This is a genomic window from Hufsiella arboris (assembly GCF_009834875.1).
In the GTDB taxonomy this organism is placed as follows: domain Bacteria; phylum Bacteroidota; class Bacteroidia; order Sphingobacteriales; family Sphingobacteriaceae; genus Hufsiella_A; species Hufsiella_A arboris.
The window spans coordinates 64973-80710 of record NZ_WVHT01000002.1; the positions used below are offsets into that span (position 1 = coordinate 64973).

At 40.8% G+C, this 15738-nt stretch carries 19 protein-coding genes and 1 pseudogene; 13 read left to right on the forward strand and 7 right to left on the reverse strand.

What is annotated here, in order from left to right:
• Positions 1–5 precede the first annotated feature (5 nt).
• From GS399_RS03950 to GS399_RS21180, 7 genes and pseudogenes are all read right to left on the reverse strand, one after another.
• Positions 6–809 carry a nucleotidyl transferase AbiEii/AbiGii toxin family protein gene (locus GS399_RS03950; RefSeq protein WP_160843299.1) on the reverse strand — a complete coding sequence of 268 codons (804 nt, stop codon included), beginning with the start codon at positions 807–809 and terminating at the stop codon, positions 6–8.
• On the reverse strand, positions 806–1627 hold the full coding sequence (locus tag GS399_RS03955) for a type IV toxin-antitoxin system AbiEi family antitoxin domain-containing protein (protein WP_160843300.1): 822 nt from the start codon (positions 1625–1627) through the stop codon (positions 806–808). The genes GS399_RS03950 and GS399_RS03955 overlap by 4 nt, the downstream gene beginning before the upstream one ends.
• A 172-nt stretch (positions 1628–1799) precedes the next feature.
• The gene (locus GS399_RS03960) at positions 1800–2357 is read right to left on the reverse strand and encodes a hypothetical protein (RefSeq protein WP_160843301.1); all 558 of its coding nucleotides are present in this window, start codon (positions 2355–2357) and stop codon (positions 1800–1802) included.
• A 17-nt stretch (positions 2358–2374) separates the two neighbouring features.
• Positions 2375–3388, reverse strand: coding sequence for a relaxase/mobilization nuclease domain-containing protein (locus tag GS399_RS03965; protein WP_160843302.1), 1014 nt, complete (start codon positions 3386–3388; stop codon positions 2375–2377).
• Positions 3385–3765, reverse strand: coding sequence for a plasmid mobilization protein (locus tag GS399_RS03970; protein WP_160843303.1), 381 nt, complete (start codon positions 3763–3765; stop codon positions 3385–3387). The genes GS399_RS03965 and GS399_RS03970 overlap by 4 nt, the downstream gene beginning before the upstream one ends.
• 120 nt (positions 3766–3885) lie before the next feature.
• On the reverse strand, positions 3886–4554 hold the full coding sequence (locus GS399_RS20930) for a DUF8464 domain-containing protein (protein WP_369410104.1): 669 nt from the start codon (positions 4552–4554) through the stop codon (positions 3886–3888).
• Between the two features lie 60 nt (positions 4555–4614).
• A pseudogene (locus tag GS399_RS21180) lies at positions 4615–4680 on the reverse strand (hypothetical protein); the annotation flags it as partial.
• 565 nt (positions 4681–5245) lie between these two features.
• Here GS399_RS21180 and GS399_RS03980 point away from each other — a divergent pair.
• The 13 genes from GS399_RS03980 to GS399_RS04040 all read left to right on the forward strand — a co-directional run bounded on the left by GS399_RS03980 (position 5246) and on the right by GS399_RS04040 (position 15691).
• A complete protein-coding gene (locus GS399_RS03980; RefSeq protein WP_160843304.1) occupies positions 5246–7201 on the forward strand; it encodes a PAS domain-containing sensor histidine kinase in 1956 nt (651 codons plus the stop codon).
• Between the two features lie 336 nt (positions 7202–7537).
• On the forward strand, positions 7538–8842 hold the full coding sequence (locus GS399_RS03985) for a DUF6624 domain-containing protein (RefSeq protein ID WP_160843305.1): 1305 nt from the start codon (positions 7538–7540) through the stop codon (positions 8840–8842).
• A gap of 195 nt (positions 8843–9037) precedes the next feature.
• Positions 9038–9808, forward strand: a complete 771-nt coding sequence (locus GS399_RS03990; RefSeq protein ID WP_160843306.1) for an alpha/beta hydrolase — start codon at positions 9038–9040, stop codon at positions 9806–9808.
• 180 nt (positions 9809–9988) lie between these two features.
• Entirely contained in the window at positions 9989–10549 is a 561-nt protein-coding gene (locus GS399_RS03995; RefSeq protein WP_160843307.1) for an alpha/beta hydrolase, read from the forward strand.
• 55 nt (positions 10550–10604) lie between these two features.
• On the forward strand, positions 10605–11051 hold the full coding sequence (gene arr / locus GS399_RS04000) for an NAD(+)--rifampin ADP-ribosyltransferase (RefSeq protein ID WP_160843871.1): 447 nt from the start codon (positions 10605–10607) through the stop codon (positions 11049–11051).
• Between the two features lie 44 nt (positions 11052–11095).
• Positions 11096–11656: a dihydrofolate reductase family protein gene (locus tag GS399_RS04005; protein WP_202409374.1), complete on the forward strand. Its 561-nt coding sequence runs from the start codon at positions 11096–11098 to the stop codon at positions 11654–11656.
• Positions 11657–11788: 132 nt separating this feature from the next.
• Entirely contained in the window at positions 11789–12112 is a 324-nt protein-coding gene (locus GS399_RS04010; RefSeq protein WP_160843308.1) for an ArsR/SmtB family transcription factor, read from the forward strand.
• Between the two features lie 6 nt (positions 12113–12118).
• Positions 12119–12586, forward strand: coding sequence for an SRPBCC domain-containing protein (locus GS399_RS04015; protein WP_160843309.1), 468 nt, complete (start codon positions 12119–12121; stop codon positions 12584–12586).
• A gap of 6 nt (positions 12587–12592) precedes the next feature.
• Positions 12593–13009, forward strand: a complete 417-nt coding sequence (locus tag GS399_RS04020) for a DoxX family protein (RefSeq protein WP_160843310.1) — start codon at positions 12593–12595, stop codon at positions 13007–13009.
• Positions 13002–13568: a DUF4256 domain-containing protein gene (locus tag GS399_RS04025; RefSeq protein WP_160843873.1), complete on the forward strand. Its 567-nt coding sequence runs from the start codon at positions 13002–13004 to the stop codon at positions 13566–13568. Before GS399_RS04020 ends, GS399_RS04025 begins: the two co-directional genes overlap by 8 nt.
• Before the next feature lie 22 nt (positions 13569–13590).
• On the forward strand, positions 13591–14169 hold the full coding sequence (locus GS399_RS04030) for a YdeI/OmpD-associated family protein (RefSeq protein ID WP_160843311.1): 579 nt from the start codon (positions 13591–13593) through the stop codon (positions 14167–14169).
• Positions 14170–14446: 277 nt separating this feature from the next.
• Positions 14447–15205 (forward strand): DUF1835 domain-containing protein, encoded by a 759-nt coding sequence (locus GS399_RS04035; protein WP_160843312.1) that lies wholly within the window; start codon positions 14447–14449, stop codon positions 15203–15205.
• A gap of 6 nt (positions 15206–15211) precedes the next feature.
• On the forward strand, positions 15212–15691 hold the full coding sequence (locus GS399_RS04040) for a (R)-mandelonitrile lyase (RefSeq protein WP_160843313.1): 480 nt from the start codon (positions 15212–15214) through the stop codon (positions 15689–15691).
• The last annotated feature ends 47 nt before the right edge of the window (positions 15692–15738 follow it).

A 15738-nucleotide genomic window follows, 5' to 3' on the forward strand; every position in this document is an offset into this window, starting at 1 on the left:
TATCGTCACAGCTTAATTTGTTTTAGTTGTCTCAGAGCCTCTCTTTCTACTTTGTCAAATTCAGGTAAGTCTTTTATCTGTTCACTCATGGAGCTTTTCCAACGGCCTTTATATTGCGGCAGACGTTCCACTAATTTCTTAGGAAAATCAGCGGCGTTTAATCCTTTGCTTGCGCATTTCTTCTTGAACTCATCTAAGTAAAAATCAGCTTCCATTCCATGCTCGACCAATAAATACCAGATATCGTAGAAATCCCTTGCTGCCATACGCTGCATTACAGAGCGTAGCTTTTCGATCAATACTTCTTCGAGTGGATAACATAGCAGATCATATTCTTCTAAATCAGTATAATCAATAAAAGCAGCGTTTAAGACAGGTTTAAATTCAAGTTTTTCGCTTCTTGAAATATCTACTTTTACCCGTTTATTATTGCCTTGTCCACCCAATGGCCCTACATAACTGATATAGAAGTTTATTCCACCATCTTCATGCTCATTATTATCGATTATGTCAAGGGGAATATTTGCTTCGTCCCGGATATATTCAAATGCTTCTTTAAACCATGCAAATATTTGCTCATTGGTAATTTCGTTGTTCAACAATGTGAAATCAAGGTCTTCTGAAAACCTGTAGTCGGGAAAATAGATTTTCTTTAATACAGTGCCACCTTTGAATGCCATGATGTTTGAAAGCTGGTCATGTTGAGACACACCTTTTAATATCCAGGAAAGAATATAGTCTTTCTCTATCTGCTGGTCACGAACACCGACTTCTCTTGCTTTTTGCTGTATTCCTCCGGGCTTAATCATGTGTAAATAGCTGATTTAATAGTTTCTGTTTCCAGATTTTGCTGAATGCCCCACCTGCTTATCATTTTTCCTGACTTAGGTAGTTCAGTATCTAATAAAACATAAGAGGCCGTCTTTTCTTTTAATAATTTTTCTATAATCGGATTATTAATTTCTAACAGCTCCAAGAGAAAGCCAAGCCGCTTAATAACCGCCTGTGAATTAAACCTTTTAGCGTATTCCAGCAGCTTGTCAAATTTAATTTGATTTGCAGAAATACCGATTGCTCTTGCAATTTCAACGATGCCTCCTGCATAATCAGGCTTAAAAAGGCAGTCGATTACTGTCTTTTCAAGATCTGAGCATTGCACTTTATGAAAGTTGTCAATCCAAATCTTTTTCATACCAAAGAAGTGATCTGGATTATGGTATATAAACTGAAAGGGAACGTTTTTAATCTTAATTACTGAAGGCCTAAGCTGTTTGGAAACTACAATTTGCTCCTTTAGTGATGGCTGTGTAATCAAATTATGAATTTGCAACGCAGAATAGTAGCCAATATAATATTGGGCATCTTTTACAATAAATTCCGGTATTAGGTGCCAGTCGGGCATAAATGTTTCAGCATCCTGTTCGTAGGGTATAATATAATAAACTCCCTCTTTTAAGCGCATTAAAAGCCCCCTTTTGGTCATATCACTGAGTAATTCCTTTACTGCGCTTTCGCCTGATTCAGGTAAAGCTTTAAAAGCCTCTGCATAACCAAAGCAAAACCTGTCCTGTTCATTAAAATATGACAGAAGTTCATTAGATTGCGTAGAGATATACTTATTTCTCATAGTTGAATGGTCAGGTTAAACCTGACTACAATGATATGAAAAATAATCTTACTGATATACAAATAGAGCTATTTTTTTTGTAAACGTAGCTATTTAGTCAGGATAAAGCTGACTAAATAGCTACGGAACGTAATTTTAATTGCGAATACACTGTATTTGCAATTCTCTGCAATTATTCTCCTTCAGAACTTTCTGAATCGACATAAGCCTTCTCCATCAGCCTTTTTACTTCTTTGCCATTATTATTATATATATAGTTCCACGACTTCCTTATGCGGTCGTTTTCAATCTGTTCCAGCTTGATCTCCTTCTGGTTGTCACTGTAATGGATACCCCACTTATAAAGATTGGTGAGAAAGAGCATAATAGTCAGCCACAAAAACCAACGGCTGAAAACCACTTTGTAAAACAGCTTGGCATCCTGCTCAGGAAATAGGAGTATCTGGAATTTCCTGACAATACTTTTCGGTTGTGTGCCGATCATTAGCTTTACATCAGCAAAGCCCTTTTGCACAATCTGTTGAATGGGCTTGGTATCGGTTGTTACCGAAACGGATTTAGGATTATCCAGTTCTTGCGTAAAATTATCAACCTTGCTACCGATAGAATTAACGGCAGCTACGAGATTGTTAATGGTTTGATTGGTGGTTTTCTGTTCCTGGGTAAATTCTTCCAGCACCAATCCCAATGTTTCTTTTTCGATCTGTTCATTTTTTCCTGTAGTGTCCATAATAATGCGTTTTAATATTATCTGTTTACTTGTATTGTTGGCCTTTTACCTTTTTTCTTAGCCTCTTTGATAAGTTCAGGATTGATATAATCCACCCCGTATTCAGGTTTTAGTAATTCGTATAAGATGCTGGAAAGCTGTTTTTCAATCATTCCAAAGGATTCTTGTACTTCCTGTTTATGCTCCTGCACCGATGCTTTTAAGTAAGTCATGGATGGTTTATTACCGTCTGCCTGTCTTTGCTGCTTGGCCTTGTTTATTTCCAGTTGCTGCTTGATACTTAAAATCCTATCAATCTTTGACAACGAAAAACCAACCGCGCTGCCCTTAATCTTTACTTTTTTATCGTCGATAAAGGAAATACCCCTGCCTTTGATAACCTTATAGCCCAATGCCTGCATCTGCTTTTCAAAGGCGGAATAGAGGCTTACTTTCTCTAAGGTCTGCCGGATATCCTCCTTTAACCGTTTCTTGCGCTGGTCGTGGCGGGGCAATAGCCTGTCCTTTGGTGAAAGAAACGCACGGGGACTTAATACCTCTTGCAAGTTGTATTGCTTCTCCAAGCTCCGGCAAAGGCTGGCCATGCGTTTATAACTGTTGCTGTCGCTGGCAACCTTACCGTCAAACCCTACACGGTTAGCTGCAATATGGATATGCTGCTCTTTGGTGTCCTTGTGCAGCACGCAGATATACTGGTTCTCTGCCACGCCAAACGCTGCGGCGCAAGCCCTGCCAATTTCCATAAGCTGCTCTTTGGTCAGCGTTTCGCCCGGAGCCAGCCGCAGGGATAAATGCAGTACAGGTTTCTCGACCCGCCTGCTTAATTTCTGAACGTCCTTAAACTGCTGGGTCAGTTCATGCTTGTTGCCAAAGCACTTATTGTATTCCAGTACTTCCGCACGTTCCCTGTGCTGCAAATGATCCTGCATGGAAAGCTCCTGTTTCTGCTGCTCGGACAGTTCCTTTTTATCTTCCAGACAGTAGCTGATACAGTGATAAAAAGACGCCCCTATTGATACATGCCCTATCATTGTAAATAGCTTTTAATCTGTACTGCAATCTCTTTTAGCTGGCCTGACTGTACCTTTAATTCTGCACGCTCCAACGGGCTTAATTCATCCGTACCATTCCGCTTTTTAGCGATCTGGTTAAGGTTGGCACCCATGTGGTTGAGCGCAGCTGTAAGGTTTAAAACTTCCTTTGGTAATGCCTTATCCCGCCTGTCAATTTTTCCGGTCAGCCCGATTTCCCGCAGGTATTCCGAAACGGAAAGGTTGGCACTTTTGGCTCTGGCCTCAATTACCTTGCGCTCGTAGAGCGTGCATTTAATTGCCATGAGCTGGTCTTTTTTAACGGCTTTTTTAGGTCTGCCGCCTTTGTTCTTTGTAATAACATTCTGCTCCTCCATAATCTTCCTCCTCTTTATTTTTTGAATGCGATAGCATGAAAAAAATCCCTCATCGAATGCGATAGCATGAGGTGAGCCAGCGTTTTGGTTTTACCAAAACATAGCTGGCTACCCAAAACGTCAAAAAGACCTTCCAATCTTCTGACTTTGCTTTATGTCCGGCTGCTTTTTCACAAACCAATCGTTTAAGTCCTTATGATTGCTGTATAAATGGCTCTGGTCTTTGTACAGATACTGGTTCCACTTTAAGGCTTCCTGAGTGCAATTAATGCCTGCCTTGTCCCTGTCCAGATAAAGGTTTACCTGCTCATGATTTTCCATCATGTTGCGTGACTTTTCAAAGAAGGAAAGGGAATTGAGCACCAGAAAATTTGTCAGGGGTTCTCCCGCTTTATGGATCATAGTCCGGTAGGACAGGTAGTTGAAAAAGCCTTCAAATACATCTAATAACTTACTTCCGTTATCTATAAAAGTGGTGTCCTTTGGCGAACTGCTGCCCTTGAAGTTTTGGCTTCTTAGCTCATAACCTCCGGCGTTGTTCTGAAAACCGATGACCGTTTGCTTTTTGCCGTACAAAAGAAAGTCCACCTCCCGGCAGAACCGGCTCGCAATGTCCTGCGGTATGTTCCGTTTTTGCAGGTAGTCCAGTAATGATTTATCCGCCAGTACCCGGCTCCCCAAAATGACGATTTTACTTTCAGGGTTTTCTTTCTTTTCACCAGCAGAGAGATTTTGGATATTGTGCGACTGGCTTGTTTGCTGTTGCGGGTGAAAAGAAAAAGTAGGCACTGCCCGTCCTGATAACCGTCGCAATAAATCGGCAACGCTACATTTGAAATACTGCGTACCGAAGTCTATCAAGTTGCCGCCTTTACCTGTAGCATGGTCATACCACATGTTTAGTTTACGGTTTACCTTAAAAGAAGGTGTTTTCTCCTCTCTTAATGGCGAGAGATACCAGTAATCCTGATTGGTTACTTTTGGGGCTGATGCCCTAACGAGGCGAGATAATCGACCAGATCAATCTGCTTTGCCCCGCTGCATGTGAGCTTTTCCATATACTTATTTCTTTATTGGGTTATGCAATAGAAAAGCGGCTGCAAGCACGGGTTATTAAACCGCAATGCTTGCGAGCCGCTTTAAATCCATTAAGAATAAGTTCGAAATTTGTACAGGCAGGGCGACAGATAGCGATATCAAAAGAATCAAAACCCTGTAAATCAGACGATTTTCGGGGTTTTGTGTTTTGTAACCTTCCCATTGAAACTAACATATTTCAAAATTTTTCAAAAAGTATGATACCAATCTGTACACCTGTTTTAAGATTTATAGGAATACAGATCACCTTGTTAATCTAGTATTCAGATTGTTACAGATAATTGAATATTGATAAAATGACCTGATTCGGCCGTATTGGGCAGGTCGCTGATTAAGACTATAAAATAACAATTCAGCTTTTTTTTATAATTTTCGTTTTTTTATGACTCAATCAAACGATAATCCTGGTGTTAAAGCACTGATGACCGCTGCCAGTGAGGAGCGTTTTATGGCTCTTGTTACAGCAACTTCGGATGTTGTATATAGCCTGAATGCGGATTGGACAATAATGCGGGAACTGGACGGCCGTGGCTTTTTAAAAGATGCTCATCAGCCAACAACCGACTGGTTTAATATCAATATTCCTCAGCAAGAACGTGTAAGGGTTAGAGCTGCTATTGATGAAGCGATTAAGGATAAAAAAATATTTGAGCTTGAACACCGCGTCTCACGGGCTGATGACACTATAGGTTGGACGTATTCGCGCGCAATTCCGTTATTGAATGAGCAAGGTAACATTATCGAGTGGTTCGGAACTGCAAGTGATATAACCGAACGTAAGCGCGCAGAAGAATTGCTGCAGGAAACCAACGAGCGTTTAGTGGTTAGCAATCGGGAACTGCTGCAAATGCAAAAGAACCTGGAATTTCGCACGGCTGAAAAGCAGGAGGCGATCGACCGCTTGCATGCAAGCGAACGGAATGTCCGCAACATGGTACGGCAGGCACCAGTTGGGATGTGTATAGTAGAAGGTGACCCGATGTATATGACGGAAATGAACGATAGCTTCCTGGAAATTATCGGTCGCACCCGGCAAGAGGTAAAAAGTAAGCCTTATTGGGAAGTTATACCTGAAGCTAAGGCAGTTTATAAGCCGATCACAGATAATGTACTTGCTACAGGCAATACCTATCGCGCCTATGAGCATGAGATCATGCTGGTTCGCAACGGGCTGCCTGAAATTGTTTACATTGATTTTGTTTATGAGCCAATGATCGACTTCCTGGGAAAGGCTTATGCAATCATGATCGTAGCTATCGACGTTACTGATAAGGTCTTGGCCAGGAGAAAGGTAGAAAGGGCAGAAGAAAGCTTGCGTATGGCCGTAGATGCAGCCGAATTAGGTACCTATTTCATTAATGCGACTGATCGTATCTTCAATCCTTCGCCTCGTTTAAAAGATTTTTTTGGTTTTAAGCCTCATGAAGAGGTTCCGTATGAGGCAGCCATCAACCAAATACACCCTGACTATCGCCAACGTGTCGCTGACATGGTGGAGGCCGCTTTTATTAAAGGTGAGCGGTTCGATCTGGAATATCCCGTAATGGGCTTCCACGATGGAAGAATTCGATGGGTGCGGGGAATTGGCACGATGCAGCATTATGACGGTAAAGATTTCTTCACTGGGGTATTGCACGAAATCACCGAGCGGAAACAGGATGAAATACGAAAAAACGACTTTATCGGTATGGTGAGTCATGAATTGAAAACGCCGCTTACTTCGCTTGGCGCGATTATCCAGGTAGCGGATGCTAAGCTAAAAGACAATGAAGACGAATTCCTTTCCGGTGCAATGAGAAAGGCAGCTGTGCAAGTTAAGCGCATGGCTGAAATGATTAACGGGTTCTTAAATATTTCCAGGCTGGAGTCGGGAAAAATACGGATTGAAAAAACCAAGTTTAACATCGTAGACTTGGTAAACGAAACGGTTGATGAAATGAAGGCAACCGTCAACAATCATCGGATTGATTTTACCGCATGTCCTTCCACTCAGGTTTTCGCTGATTGGGAAAAACTCCTTTCTGTGTTATCCAATCTCATAAGTAATGCAGTAAAATATTCGATGGGAGGAACAACCATTGAGATCTTATGCGAATCAGGCGACGATGAGGTTACGGTCAGCATCAAAGATCAGGGTATAGGCATTAAATCTTCTGACAAGGATAAGATTTTTGACAGATATTATCGTGTAGAAAATAATAATACTAAACATGTTTCCGGTTTTGGAATCGGCTTATATCTAAGTGCTGAAATAATTAAACATCATAACGGTCGCATTTGGCTGGAAAGTGAGCCGGGAAAAGGCTCGACTTTTTATTTCAGTTTACCTCTGGCCTGATTGTAAGTATCGGTTTATGATGTCGTTGTACCCCGCAAATTCGACCGCAACGGTCATGTTTCTGGCAGCTGCTAAAAGGATATAAATCGATGGCAAGACTATTTCGATCTCTTAGTCGAATTACCGGAATCAATCCGGGTACTATCAATTTATAATTGACTTGTAAGTAGCTTTCCGTAAGCCGTAAATTTAAATTGCTTCATAGTTTTTGTGACTGAAAGACTGGTTGATAAAGACGGATATGATTTCCGGGGCGGTATGATAATTTATGTGAATGGAAAGGTCTGTTGAATAGTATTTTGAGTATAAATTAGAAACTTCTTAAGCGCCGTTAGGATGAGATCAATAATACTTATTTGTTGCAGTCTCTTTTTTTATTCTGTTTCAGATGCGCAATCAGACAGCGTTTATCAATCCTTAATAGCAAAGGCTGGTTTGTTCCATCTGCAGAAGGATTACAAAAGTGCTATCTCTTACTATGAAAAGGCCTTTCAAATACAACAGCCTGATGCATTAACTGCTTATAAAGCAGCGAGTATGTACTCGTTAGATAGTAATCATAATGAAGCTTTTCAGTACCTGCATCTTGCACTATCATCCGGATGGACTGAAGCAGATTGGCAGTCATTTGATCCATACTTTGATTATTTAAGAACTTCTTACGCGGCTAAATGGAGGATAATAGCAGAACAGGCTTTCATGAAAGAAAGTCAATATGAAAGTACTTTAGAATTACCTGCCTTGCGTAAAGAAATCAATTCTTTAACGCTCGATGATCAAAAGCTGAGATACCAAAAGATTCAAGCAAAAACCGATAGCGCGAGAGAAAGCATTAATGAGCAGATAATGAAATCGGATATAAGGAATGTGAACCATGCAAAAAAAATAATCCGACAATATGGCTGGCCCAAAATATCACAGATAGGTAAGGATGGTCAAAACAACTTCTGGCTTATTGTTCAACATGCCGATCAAGATGTCCGATTTCAGCAAGTGGCGCTGAAGGCTATGGAAAAGTTAAAGGGAACGAATGAAATCAATATGGAAAACTATGCTTTCTTATATGACAGGGTTCAATGCAATCTCAATTATAAACAACTGTACGGAACACAGGTAGAATGGACTAATCGTGGCGAAGCCTCTGCTTTCAGACCTATTTTTGAAGAATATAAGACGGATGAAATAAGGAAAGTTATTGGATTACAAACCCTGCGAATTTATGCACTTACATACGGGTTTGTTTATCATAAAATAAGTCCTGAACAATCAAATAAGAAAGATTCTGAGTACAAGGCACAAGTTCAGCATCTTATGGATAGTGCAAAAGTATACTACACAAAAGGGCAGTATCAGCGAACGTATGATTTTTACAATGCTGCATCTACTTTTTTAGGTGGAATGAGCAATGCGGATAATTTTGAAGCAGCTATTATTTTTTCTAAAATCGCTTCGGTAAGCAATGAAGATAAATACAAAAGCATAGCATTAGACTTTTTAAATCTGCTATTTCTAAGGGAGGATTTGAGTAAAGCAAAATTGAAAAAGCAGCCTTCGTTCAAAATACTATTTAACGAACAAAGATGGATTGATATCGATAAAGGCGTAAGAAATAAAACGACGTTCGACAAAAGCTATAAATAAATCCCGCGTTAAGATAAATCACAAACAACATCAATTACCAAAATACCGGCTGAGGCGGCATAGGAAGTCTGTTATTTTTATTAATTTAAACTATGTTTTTGAAACTTGGGTGCTAATGACCCGTGCTGCAGCAGGTTTAGAACGTCATGTCCGATAGTGATAACATCCGTTTAAACAAACTTAAAACTGCTTAATATGTCAAAATCAAAATCCATTATCCTCATCCATGGAAATTTTGTTAACAATACAAGCTGGGTCCAATGGAAGCTTCGTTATGAACAAAAAGGCTATACAGTTTATACGCCGGCAAATCCAGGTCATGATGGCATCCCTGCCGAGCTGAGAAAGAATGTCCATGCTGATCTTACTAAAACAGGGTTTATTGACGTGGTTGATAACATTGCCAGGCTTATAGATAGTTTGCCTGAAAAGCCACTAGTAATAGGACACTCCATGGCGGGAATGGCATCAATTAAATTGTTGGAAAGGGGTAAAGCAGCGGCAGCTGTAAGTATTGACGGCGCGCCGCCAAAAAATGTATTTCCTCCCTTTACAACATTGAAATCTGTATTGCCGGCATTCGGCTTTTTTTCTTTCAAAAGTTATTTTATGGGCAGCCGTTCATGGTACGATAAATGCTTTTTCAATACACTGCCAGCGGAAAAACGAGCCGAAGCGTTTGATAGTATTGCAGTTCCCGAAAGTTATAAAGTGAGCAGACAATTGGTGCTGAACTCTTTTTCTAATATTGATTTCAGTAAACCTCACGAGCCCGTATTATTTATTGGAGGTGAAAAAGACAATATCTTTCCTTATTCACTCACCGAAAGAATTGCAGGCAAGTACAAGGACAAAAACAGCCGGGTTGATTTGAAGATTTTTGAGAACAGAAGTCACTTTATATGCGGAGAACCAGGTTGGGAAGAAGTAGCCGATTATATTTTAGATTGGTACGAAAAACTATAACGCTAAACCGACGCTATATTTAAGTGCGGATCTAGTTAGGGCAAAGATCTGTGTTGGTTTTAAACCAATTCCCGTCAAAAAATTACAGCTGACGATATTAAAAATCACTTGATTAGATATTTCGAATCCAGCAGGCGCTGGTTGTTCTTATCAGGGTAAAACGATAAGCGAACTTGCAAAATGGCAACCAAAAGAAATAAAAAAACGAAAGTGTTTTTTGCGCATAGTGGAGGTCCGCAATACGGACCGGGAAAAGGAAGTTATGATCTCGTAAATTATCTTAAGTCGAAATTGCCGGAAGGGTTTCAGGTGCTTTTTCCAGTTATTGAAAAGCCCAACTCTCCGACATACGGCAGATTTAAAGAAATGTATAAGTCAATATTCGCTAAAATAAACGAGCCTGTCATTTTAATCGGACATTCACTTGGAGGGTCAACGTTGTTGAAATATTTAAGCGAAGAAAAACCAGGCGTTGCAGTTTTGGGCTTGTTCCTGGTTTCAACGCCATACTGGAAAAGCAATATGAAAGAATTTCAGCTTAAGGAAAATTTTCAGGTTTCACTGAAAGGTATTTCCAAGGTATTTCTTTACCATAGTACGAACGACACCGTGGTGCCTGTTGAACACCTGGAGTTTTATGAAAATGCGTTTCAAACTGCTGTTGTTCGTAAATTACAAGGCGCTGAACACACTTTTTCAAATGGTTTGCCAGAGCTAGTGTCTGATATAAAATCACTTTAATATTGAGGGAACAACAAAGCCGCTAGCAAAGAGCATTCACAATAGTATGAGAGCAATGGATACAAACAGGAGTGAGGATAAGCAATCAAAGTCTGCGAGCGATCAGAGTTCACCGGTATTCTATCATGGCACCCGGGCCGATTTGAAGCCGGGAGACCTGATCATACCTGGCTTTAATTCGAATTACGGCACCAGGAAGAAGGCGTCGTTTATTTATCTCACTGCTACCATGGAAGCCGCTACCTGGGGAGCCGAACTTGCGTTGGGCGAAGGCTCCGGAAGAATTTATATAGTAGAGCCGACGGGTCCGATTGAAGATGATCCCAATCTGACGGACAAGAAGTTTCCCGGCAATCCAACAAAGTCTTACCGCTCCCGCGATCCGCTGAGGGTTACCGGGGAAATTACGAATTGGCAGGGGCACTCACCGGAGCAGCTTAAAACGATGAAGGACCACCTTGAGAACCTTAAGCGACTTGGAATTGAGGCGATCGAAGATTGATACCGTAACTCTTATGCATAACAATTTTAAAACTCATGTATTAAATGACAGCAGACGCATTTACACTTACAATTCATATGGTTTCGAGCCTTGACGGCTTTATCGCCAAAAAGGACAATAGTGTTTCATGGTTTGAAACATCTGATTATTACGAAAAGGGAGTTTCCGAGCCAAATGCAGAAGAATTCCTTAAAACGATAGACTGCTATGTAATGGGTTCCCGGACATATGAGCATGCGTTGGAACTTTCAAAGTCATACGGCTGGGTTTATGGGGACGTGCCAACTATCGTAATAAGTCATCGGGAATTGCCAATTGAAAGGCCAAATATTGAAACTTATTCAGGTGACCTGAACAAGCTTATAAATGAACAACTTAAGCCACGTTATAAGAACGTTTGGCTTGTGGGCGGTGCCCTACTTGCCCGGGATTTTATCCGGTTAAAATTAGCTGATGAAATAAGGCTGTCAATTCTGCCTGTTATGCTGGGTGACGGAATGTTGTTTTTTGATCAAATCGGGCATGAGTTTCCATTACACCTGAAAGAAGTAACAGCTTATAAAAGCGGGATGGTGGAACTATGGTATGAGATACTGAAAGAATAAACCCGCCAGCTTCCACTTTCCGATGCCAGGAACTGAATTTTAGCTTACTTCTTCCCAATATTTGAAAGAAAAAGAAGAAAAATTTGCGTAGTTGAATAGCTACATATATATTTGTAGTCAAATAGCTACATAATGAATTTGAGAAGGGATGTATTCCAGGCTATAGCGGATCCGACGAGAAGGGCTATACTTATGTTGGTGGCCTCGCAATCGATGACGGCAGGGGCGATAGCTTCAAACTTTGACACCGCAAGGCCAACAGTATCAAAGCATTTGCAAATACTTACCGAGTGTGAATTACTTGGACAACAGCAAAATGGCAGGGAAATTTACTATCACATTAATGCGAAAAAGATGAAAGAAGTAGCCGACTTTATTGAACCATTTCGCAATATGTGGGATGACCGGTTTAATAAACTGGAAACTATTATGAAAAACTATAAACCAAAAAAATAGAATCTTATGGAACGAAAAACAAAAGTGAATGCCGAAGACGGCAAACAGGACCTTGTGATAACAAGAGAGTTTGACTTACCATTGGAGCTACTTTTCAAAGCATATGCAGATCCCGAAATTGTAGAGCAATGGATGGGTACAAAAGTGCTGAAGCTTGAAAATAAAAAGCACGGCGGCTGGCAGTTTGAAACAAGCGATGCGAAAGGGAACGTTGTATTCCAGGCTAACGGCGTAATTCATGAGTTTGTTCCTGAGCGGAAAATCACACGAACCTTTGAAATGGAAAATGCGCCGTTTGGCGTGCAGCTCGAATTTCTTGAATTTGAAAAGATTAGTAATGAAACCAGTAAACTCATTATGCACATCGTTTACAAGTCGGTTGCACAACGCGACCAAATGCTTCAGCTGCCATTTGCCCATGGTATTAATATGGCACATAATCGATTGCAGGAACTGGTAAGTAAATTAAAATAATGTGTTATGACAAAGAGAAATAAAATCATCTATTGGATTGCCACACTTTGGCTTGCATTAGGAATGCTGTCAACAGGGATTGTGCAATTGTTGAAACTAAAGGCTGATGTAGCTATGATATCCAGATTAGGTTACCCGGTTTATTTTCTTACCATATTGGGTATTTGGAAAATACTGGGAGTAATAACCGTACTTATGCCTAAATTTCCGTTATTGAAGGAATGGGCTTATGCCGGTTTTTTCTTTGCCATGTCGGGAGCGATATTTTCTCATCTGGCCGTTGATGACGCTGCTAAAGAACTTTTCGGGCCGTCGTTGTTATTAATTTTAACGGTATTGTCGTGGTATTTCCGACCATCAGATCGGAGGACCGGTTCTGTTAATTCGGTAACCATAACCCACAAACATGAACAATATGCATAGTGATAAAAAAGAGTTGTCGTTGAAGGAAAGCCAGGAGCTTCTCGAAACATTGAAAGCCCGTTTCGAAAAAAATACGAAACGCCACGAGGGTATTGCTTGGCAAGACGTAGCGGCAAAGCTGACATCTGATACCGGAAAGCTATGGTCGCTTAACGAGATGGAAAGAACAGGCGGAGAACCGGACGTTGTCGGCTATGATAAAAAAACCGGCGAATACTTATTCTTTGATTGTTCTGCAGAAAGCCCTAAAGGCCGCAGAAGCGTTTGTTACGATCGCGAAGCATTAGATTCACGGAAAGAGTATAAGCCTGAAAATAACGCCGTCGAGATGGCGGCATTTATGGGGATTGAAGTTTTGACGGAAGAACAATACCGGGAGCTGCAAAAACTTGGAAAGTTTGATACCAAGACATCGAGCTGGGTTATAACGCCTCCTGAGATCAGAAAACTTGGCGGTGCCGTTTTTTGCGACCGTCGTTACGAAACTGTTTTTTTGTATCACAATGGTGCAGAATCCTATTACGCAGCCAGGGGTTTCCGTGGCTTGTTAAAGGTATAACAAACACCAGATCACAATAGAAATGAATTCTAAAGTTGACTTTTATTTCGCTAAAGCGAAGCAGTGGCAGAAAGAATTGGAGCAAATGAGGAGGATCGCTCTCGATTGCATGCTAACGGAGGAATTGAAATGGGGCTGTCCGTGTTATACATTTCAGGAAAATAACATCGTTTTAATACACGTATTTAAAGAATACTGTGCGTTTTTATTTTTCAAAGGCGCCTTGCTAAATGATGCAGAAAATATTTTGATCCAGCAAACGGAACATGTACAAGCTGCGCGGCAGATCAGGTTCACCAGCGCCCATGAAATAGTTGAGATGATTCCCATTGTAAAAGCTTATATCTATGAAGCCATTGAAGTAGAAAAAGCCGGTTTAAAAGTTGAGCTTAAAAAAACGGCCGACTTCGCAATTCCGGAGGAATTTCAACAGAAGTTAGATACAATACCCTCTCTGAAAGCTGCTTTTGGGGCATTAACGCCCGGACGGCAAAGAGCATACCTGCTTCATTTTTCTACACCTAAACAATCCAAAACAAGGGAGTCGAGGATTGAAAAACATATGCCGCAGATCCTTAACGGAAAGGGTTTGAACGATTAGAACCATTATACATCTAAATCTTTATGTAATTCCTTTGGGAGAAAATGCAATAGGGGAAAATGTTCCTATCGGCTATCCGCCGCGTTTGTTATTTTTGAGTTATCATATCTGGTTACTTGTCTTAGCGGCTCAGGTAATAAAGCTCAATCACAAAATGAGCTGATTATAAAATCCTTATTTTTAACTTGTATCCGGTTACATGATGTTCGGCCGGTATTCAATCTGTATCGTCGGCCTGAACAAAGAATCACTAAAGTGAAAACTCACTAACTATAATATGACCTATCAAATACTGAACGGCGATGCATTAGTTGACAGGTTTCTGGCCGCAGGACTACCCGGTCAAATAATTGTTGCAAGGGAGTGCCTGATTGAAGGCGATCTTTCGGGCGAAACATTAGATTCTTTTTACCTCGCCAGGGCAAACTACCTCACTGAGGCATACACGGAGGTCAACAATAATTATTTAAAAGATGTTGCCGGCGAATTTGAGAAATTGAGAGTGGCGCCCAGTCCTTCGGAATTCAACCTTTGGTTCGGTTATGATCTGTTTTGCAGAGCAAATATGTGGTTTATTCTGTCATTATTGAATGACCTGCCCATAGATAAACAAGTGTTTGTTGTCTATCCTTCGCATCTAAAAGGCGATGATGTATGGCTTGACTTTGGCATGGCCAGTCTCGAACAACTAAAAACATGTTATAGCAACCGTATCGCTTTTACCGAAAAAGATTTGCAGTTGGGAAATGAACTATGGAGCGCCTATAAGTATAATGACTTTTCTGCATTAGAGAAGTTGTCAAAATATCCGTCTGCTTGCTTTCCGTACCTGAAAGAGGTGTGCCAGGCGCATATTGACCGTTTTGCAGAAGGCGGCAGGAAAGGTCGTCCGGAAAGAGTTATCGAAGAATTGTTGGAAGGCTCCGAAAAAGATTTTCCTTCTGTATTTAAGGCTTTCTCCAAAAGGGAGGGTATTTATGGTTTTGGTGATTCACAGCTGAAAAAGATATATGATAATTTGATTGGAGGTAGTTAGATCGATATGAAACACGTTGCAATAACGATATCACTAATATTCCTTTGCCTCATTGCTGGTGCTTTAAGAAGCATTGGACAAACTGCCATATTTCCAAAAGGAAGTAAGGCGCCTGCAAGCAACTTTACCGGAACTGTTTGGTTTGCTCCCTTGGTTTCGAATGACAGTACGTTCAACTGTACAATTGGAACCGTGACTTTCGAGCCGGGTTCACGCTCTAATTGGCATAGACATCCTTCCGGACAAATCCTGCTTATAACTGATGGAACAGGGTACACCCAGGAAAGAGGACGGCCGATCCGGGTAATTCGTAAGGGCGATGTAGTCAAATGTTCACCCAATGTGGAGCATTGGCATGGTGCATCGAAAGAAAATGCAATGACGCATATCGCAGTAAATCCGAATACGGAAAAGGGACTTGTGGAATGGTTGCAGCCAGTTACTGATAATGAATACAAGGCTGCATACAACCAGTCAAAACAATGACTAATATGAAATTATTGATGACAGTTGCCTTAGCCTTAGGGAGGGTT

Bases quoted from the DNA above. Each gene is read 5' to 3' on its own strand.
- GS399_RS03950 (WP_160843299.1), bottom strand. From the start codon at position 809: ATGATTAAGCCCGGAGGAATACAGCAAAAAGCAAGAGAAGTCGGTGTT.
- GS399_RS03955 (WP_160843300.1), bottom strand. From the start codon at position 1,627: ATGAGAAATAAGTATATCTCTACGCAATCTAATGAACTTCTGTCATAT.
- GS399_RS03960 (WP_160843301.1), bottom strand. From the start codon at position 2,357: ATGGACACTACAGGAAAAAATGAACAGATCGAAAAAGAAACATTGGGA.
- GS399_RS03965 (WP_160843302.1), bottom strand. From the start codon at position 3,388: ATGATAGGGCATGTATCAATAGGGGCGTCTTTTTATCACTGTATCAGC.
- GS399_RS03970 (WP_160843303.1), bottom strand. From the start codon at position 3,765: ATGGAGGAGCAGAATGTTATTACAAAGAACAAAGGCGGCAGACCTAAA.
- GS399_RS03980 (WP_160843304.1), top strand. From the start codon at position 5,246: ATGACTCAATCAAACGATAATCCTGGTGTTAAAGCACTGATGACCGCT.
- GS399_RS03985 (WP_160843305.1), top strand. From the start codon at position 7,538: ATGAGATCAATAATACTTATTTGTTGCAGTCTCTTTTTTTATTCTGTT.
- GS399_RS03990 (WP_160843306.1), top strand. From the start codon at position 9,038: ATGTCAAAATCAAAATCCATTATCCTCATCCATGGAAATTTTGTTAAC.
- GS399_RS03995 (WP_160843307.1), top strand. From the start codon at position 9,989: ATGGCAACCAAAAGAAATAAAAAAACGAAAGTGTTTTTTGCGCATAGT.
- arr (WP_160843871.1), top strand. From the start codon at position 10,605: ATGGATACAAACAGGAGTGAGGATAAGCAATCAAAGTCTGCGAGCGAT.
- GS399_RS04005 (WP_202409374.1), top strand. From the start codon at position 11,096: ATGACAGCAGACGCATTTACACTTACAATTCATATGGTTTCGAGCCTT.
- GS399_RS04010 (WP_160843308.1), top strand. From the start codon at position 11,789: ATGAATTTGAGAAGGGATGTATTCCAGGCTATAGCGGATCCGACGAGA.
- GS399_RS04015 (WP_160843309.1), top strand. From the start codon at position 12,119: ATGGAACGAAAAACAAAAGTGAATGCCGAAGACGGCAAACAGGACCTT.
- GS399_RS04020 (WP_160843310.1), top strand. From the start codon at position 12,593: ATGACAAAGAGAAATAAAATCATCTATTGGATTGCCACACTTTGGCTT.
- GS399_RS04025 (WP_160843873.1), top strand. From the start codon at position 13,002: ATGCATAGTGATAAAAAAGAGTTGTCGTTGAAGGAAAGCCAGGAGCTT.
- GS399_RS04030 (WP_160843311.1), top strand. From the start codon at position 13,591: ATGAATTCTAAAGTTGACTTTTATTTCGCTAAAGCGAAGCAGTGGCAG.
- GS399_RS04035 (WP_160843312.1), top strand. From the start codon at position 14,447: ATGACCTATCAAATACTGAACGGCGATGCATTAGTTGACAGGTTTCTG.
- GS399_RS04040 (WP_160843313.1), top strand. From the start codon at position 15,212: ATGAAACACGTTGCAATAACGATATCACTAATATTCCTTTGCCTCATT.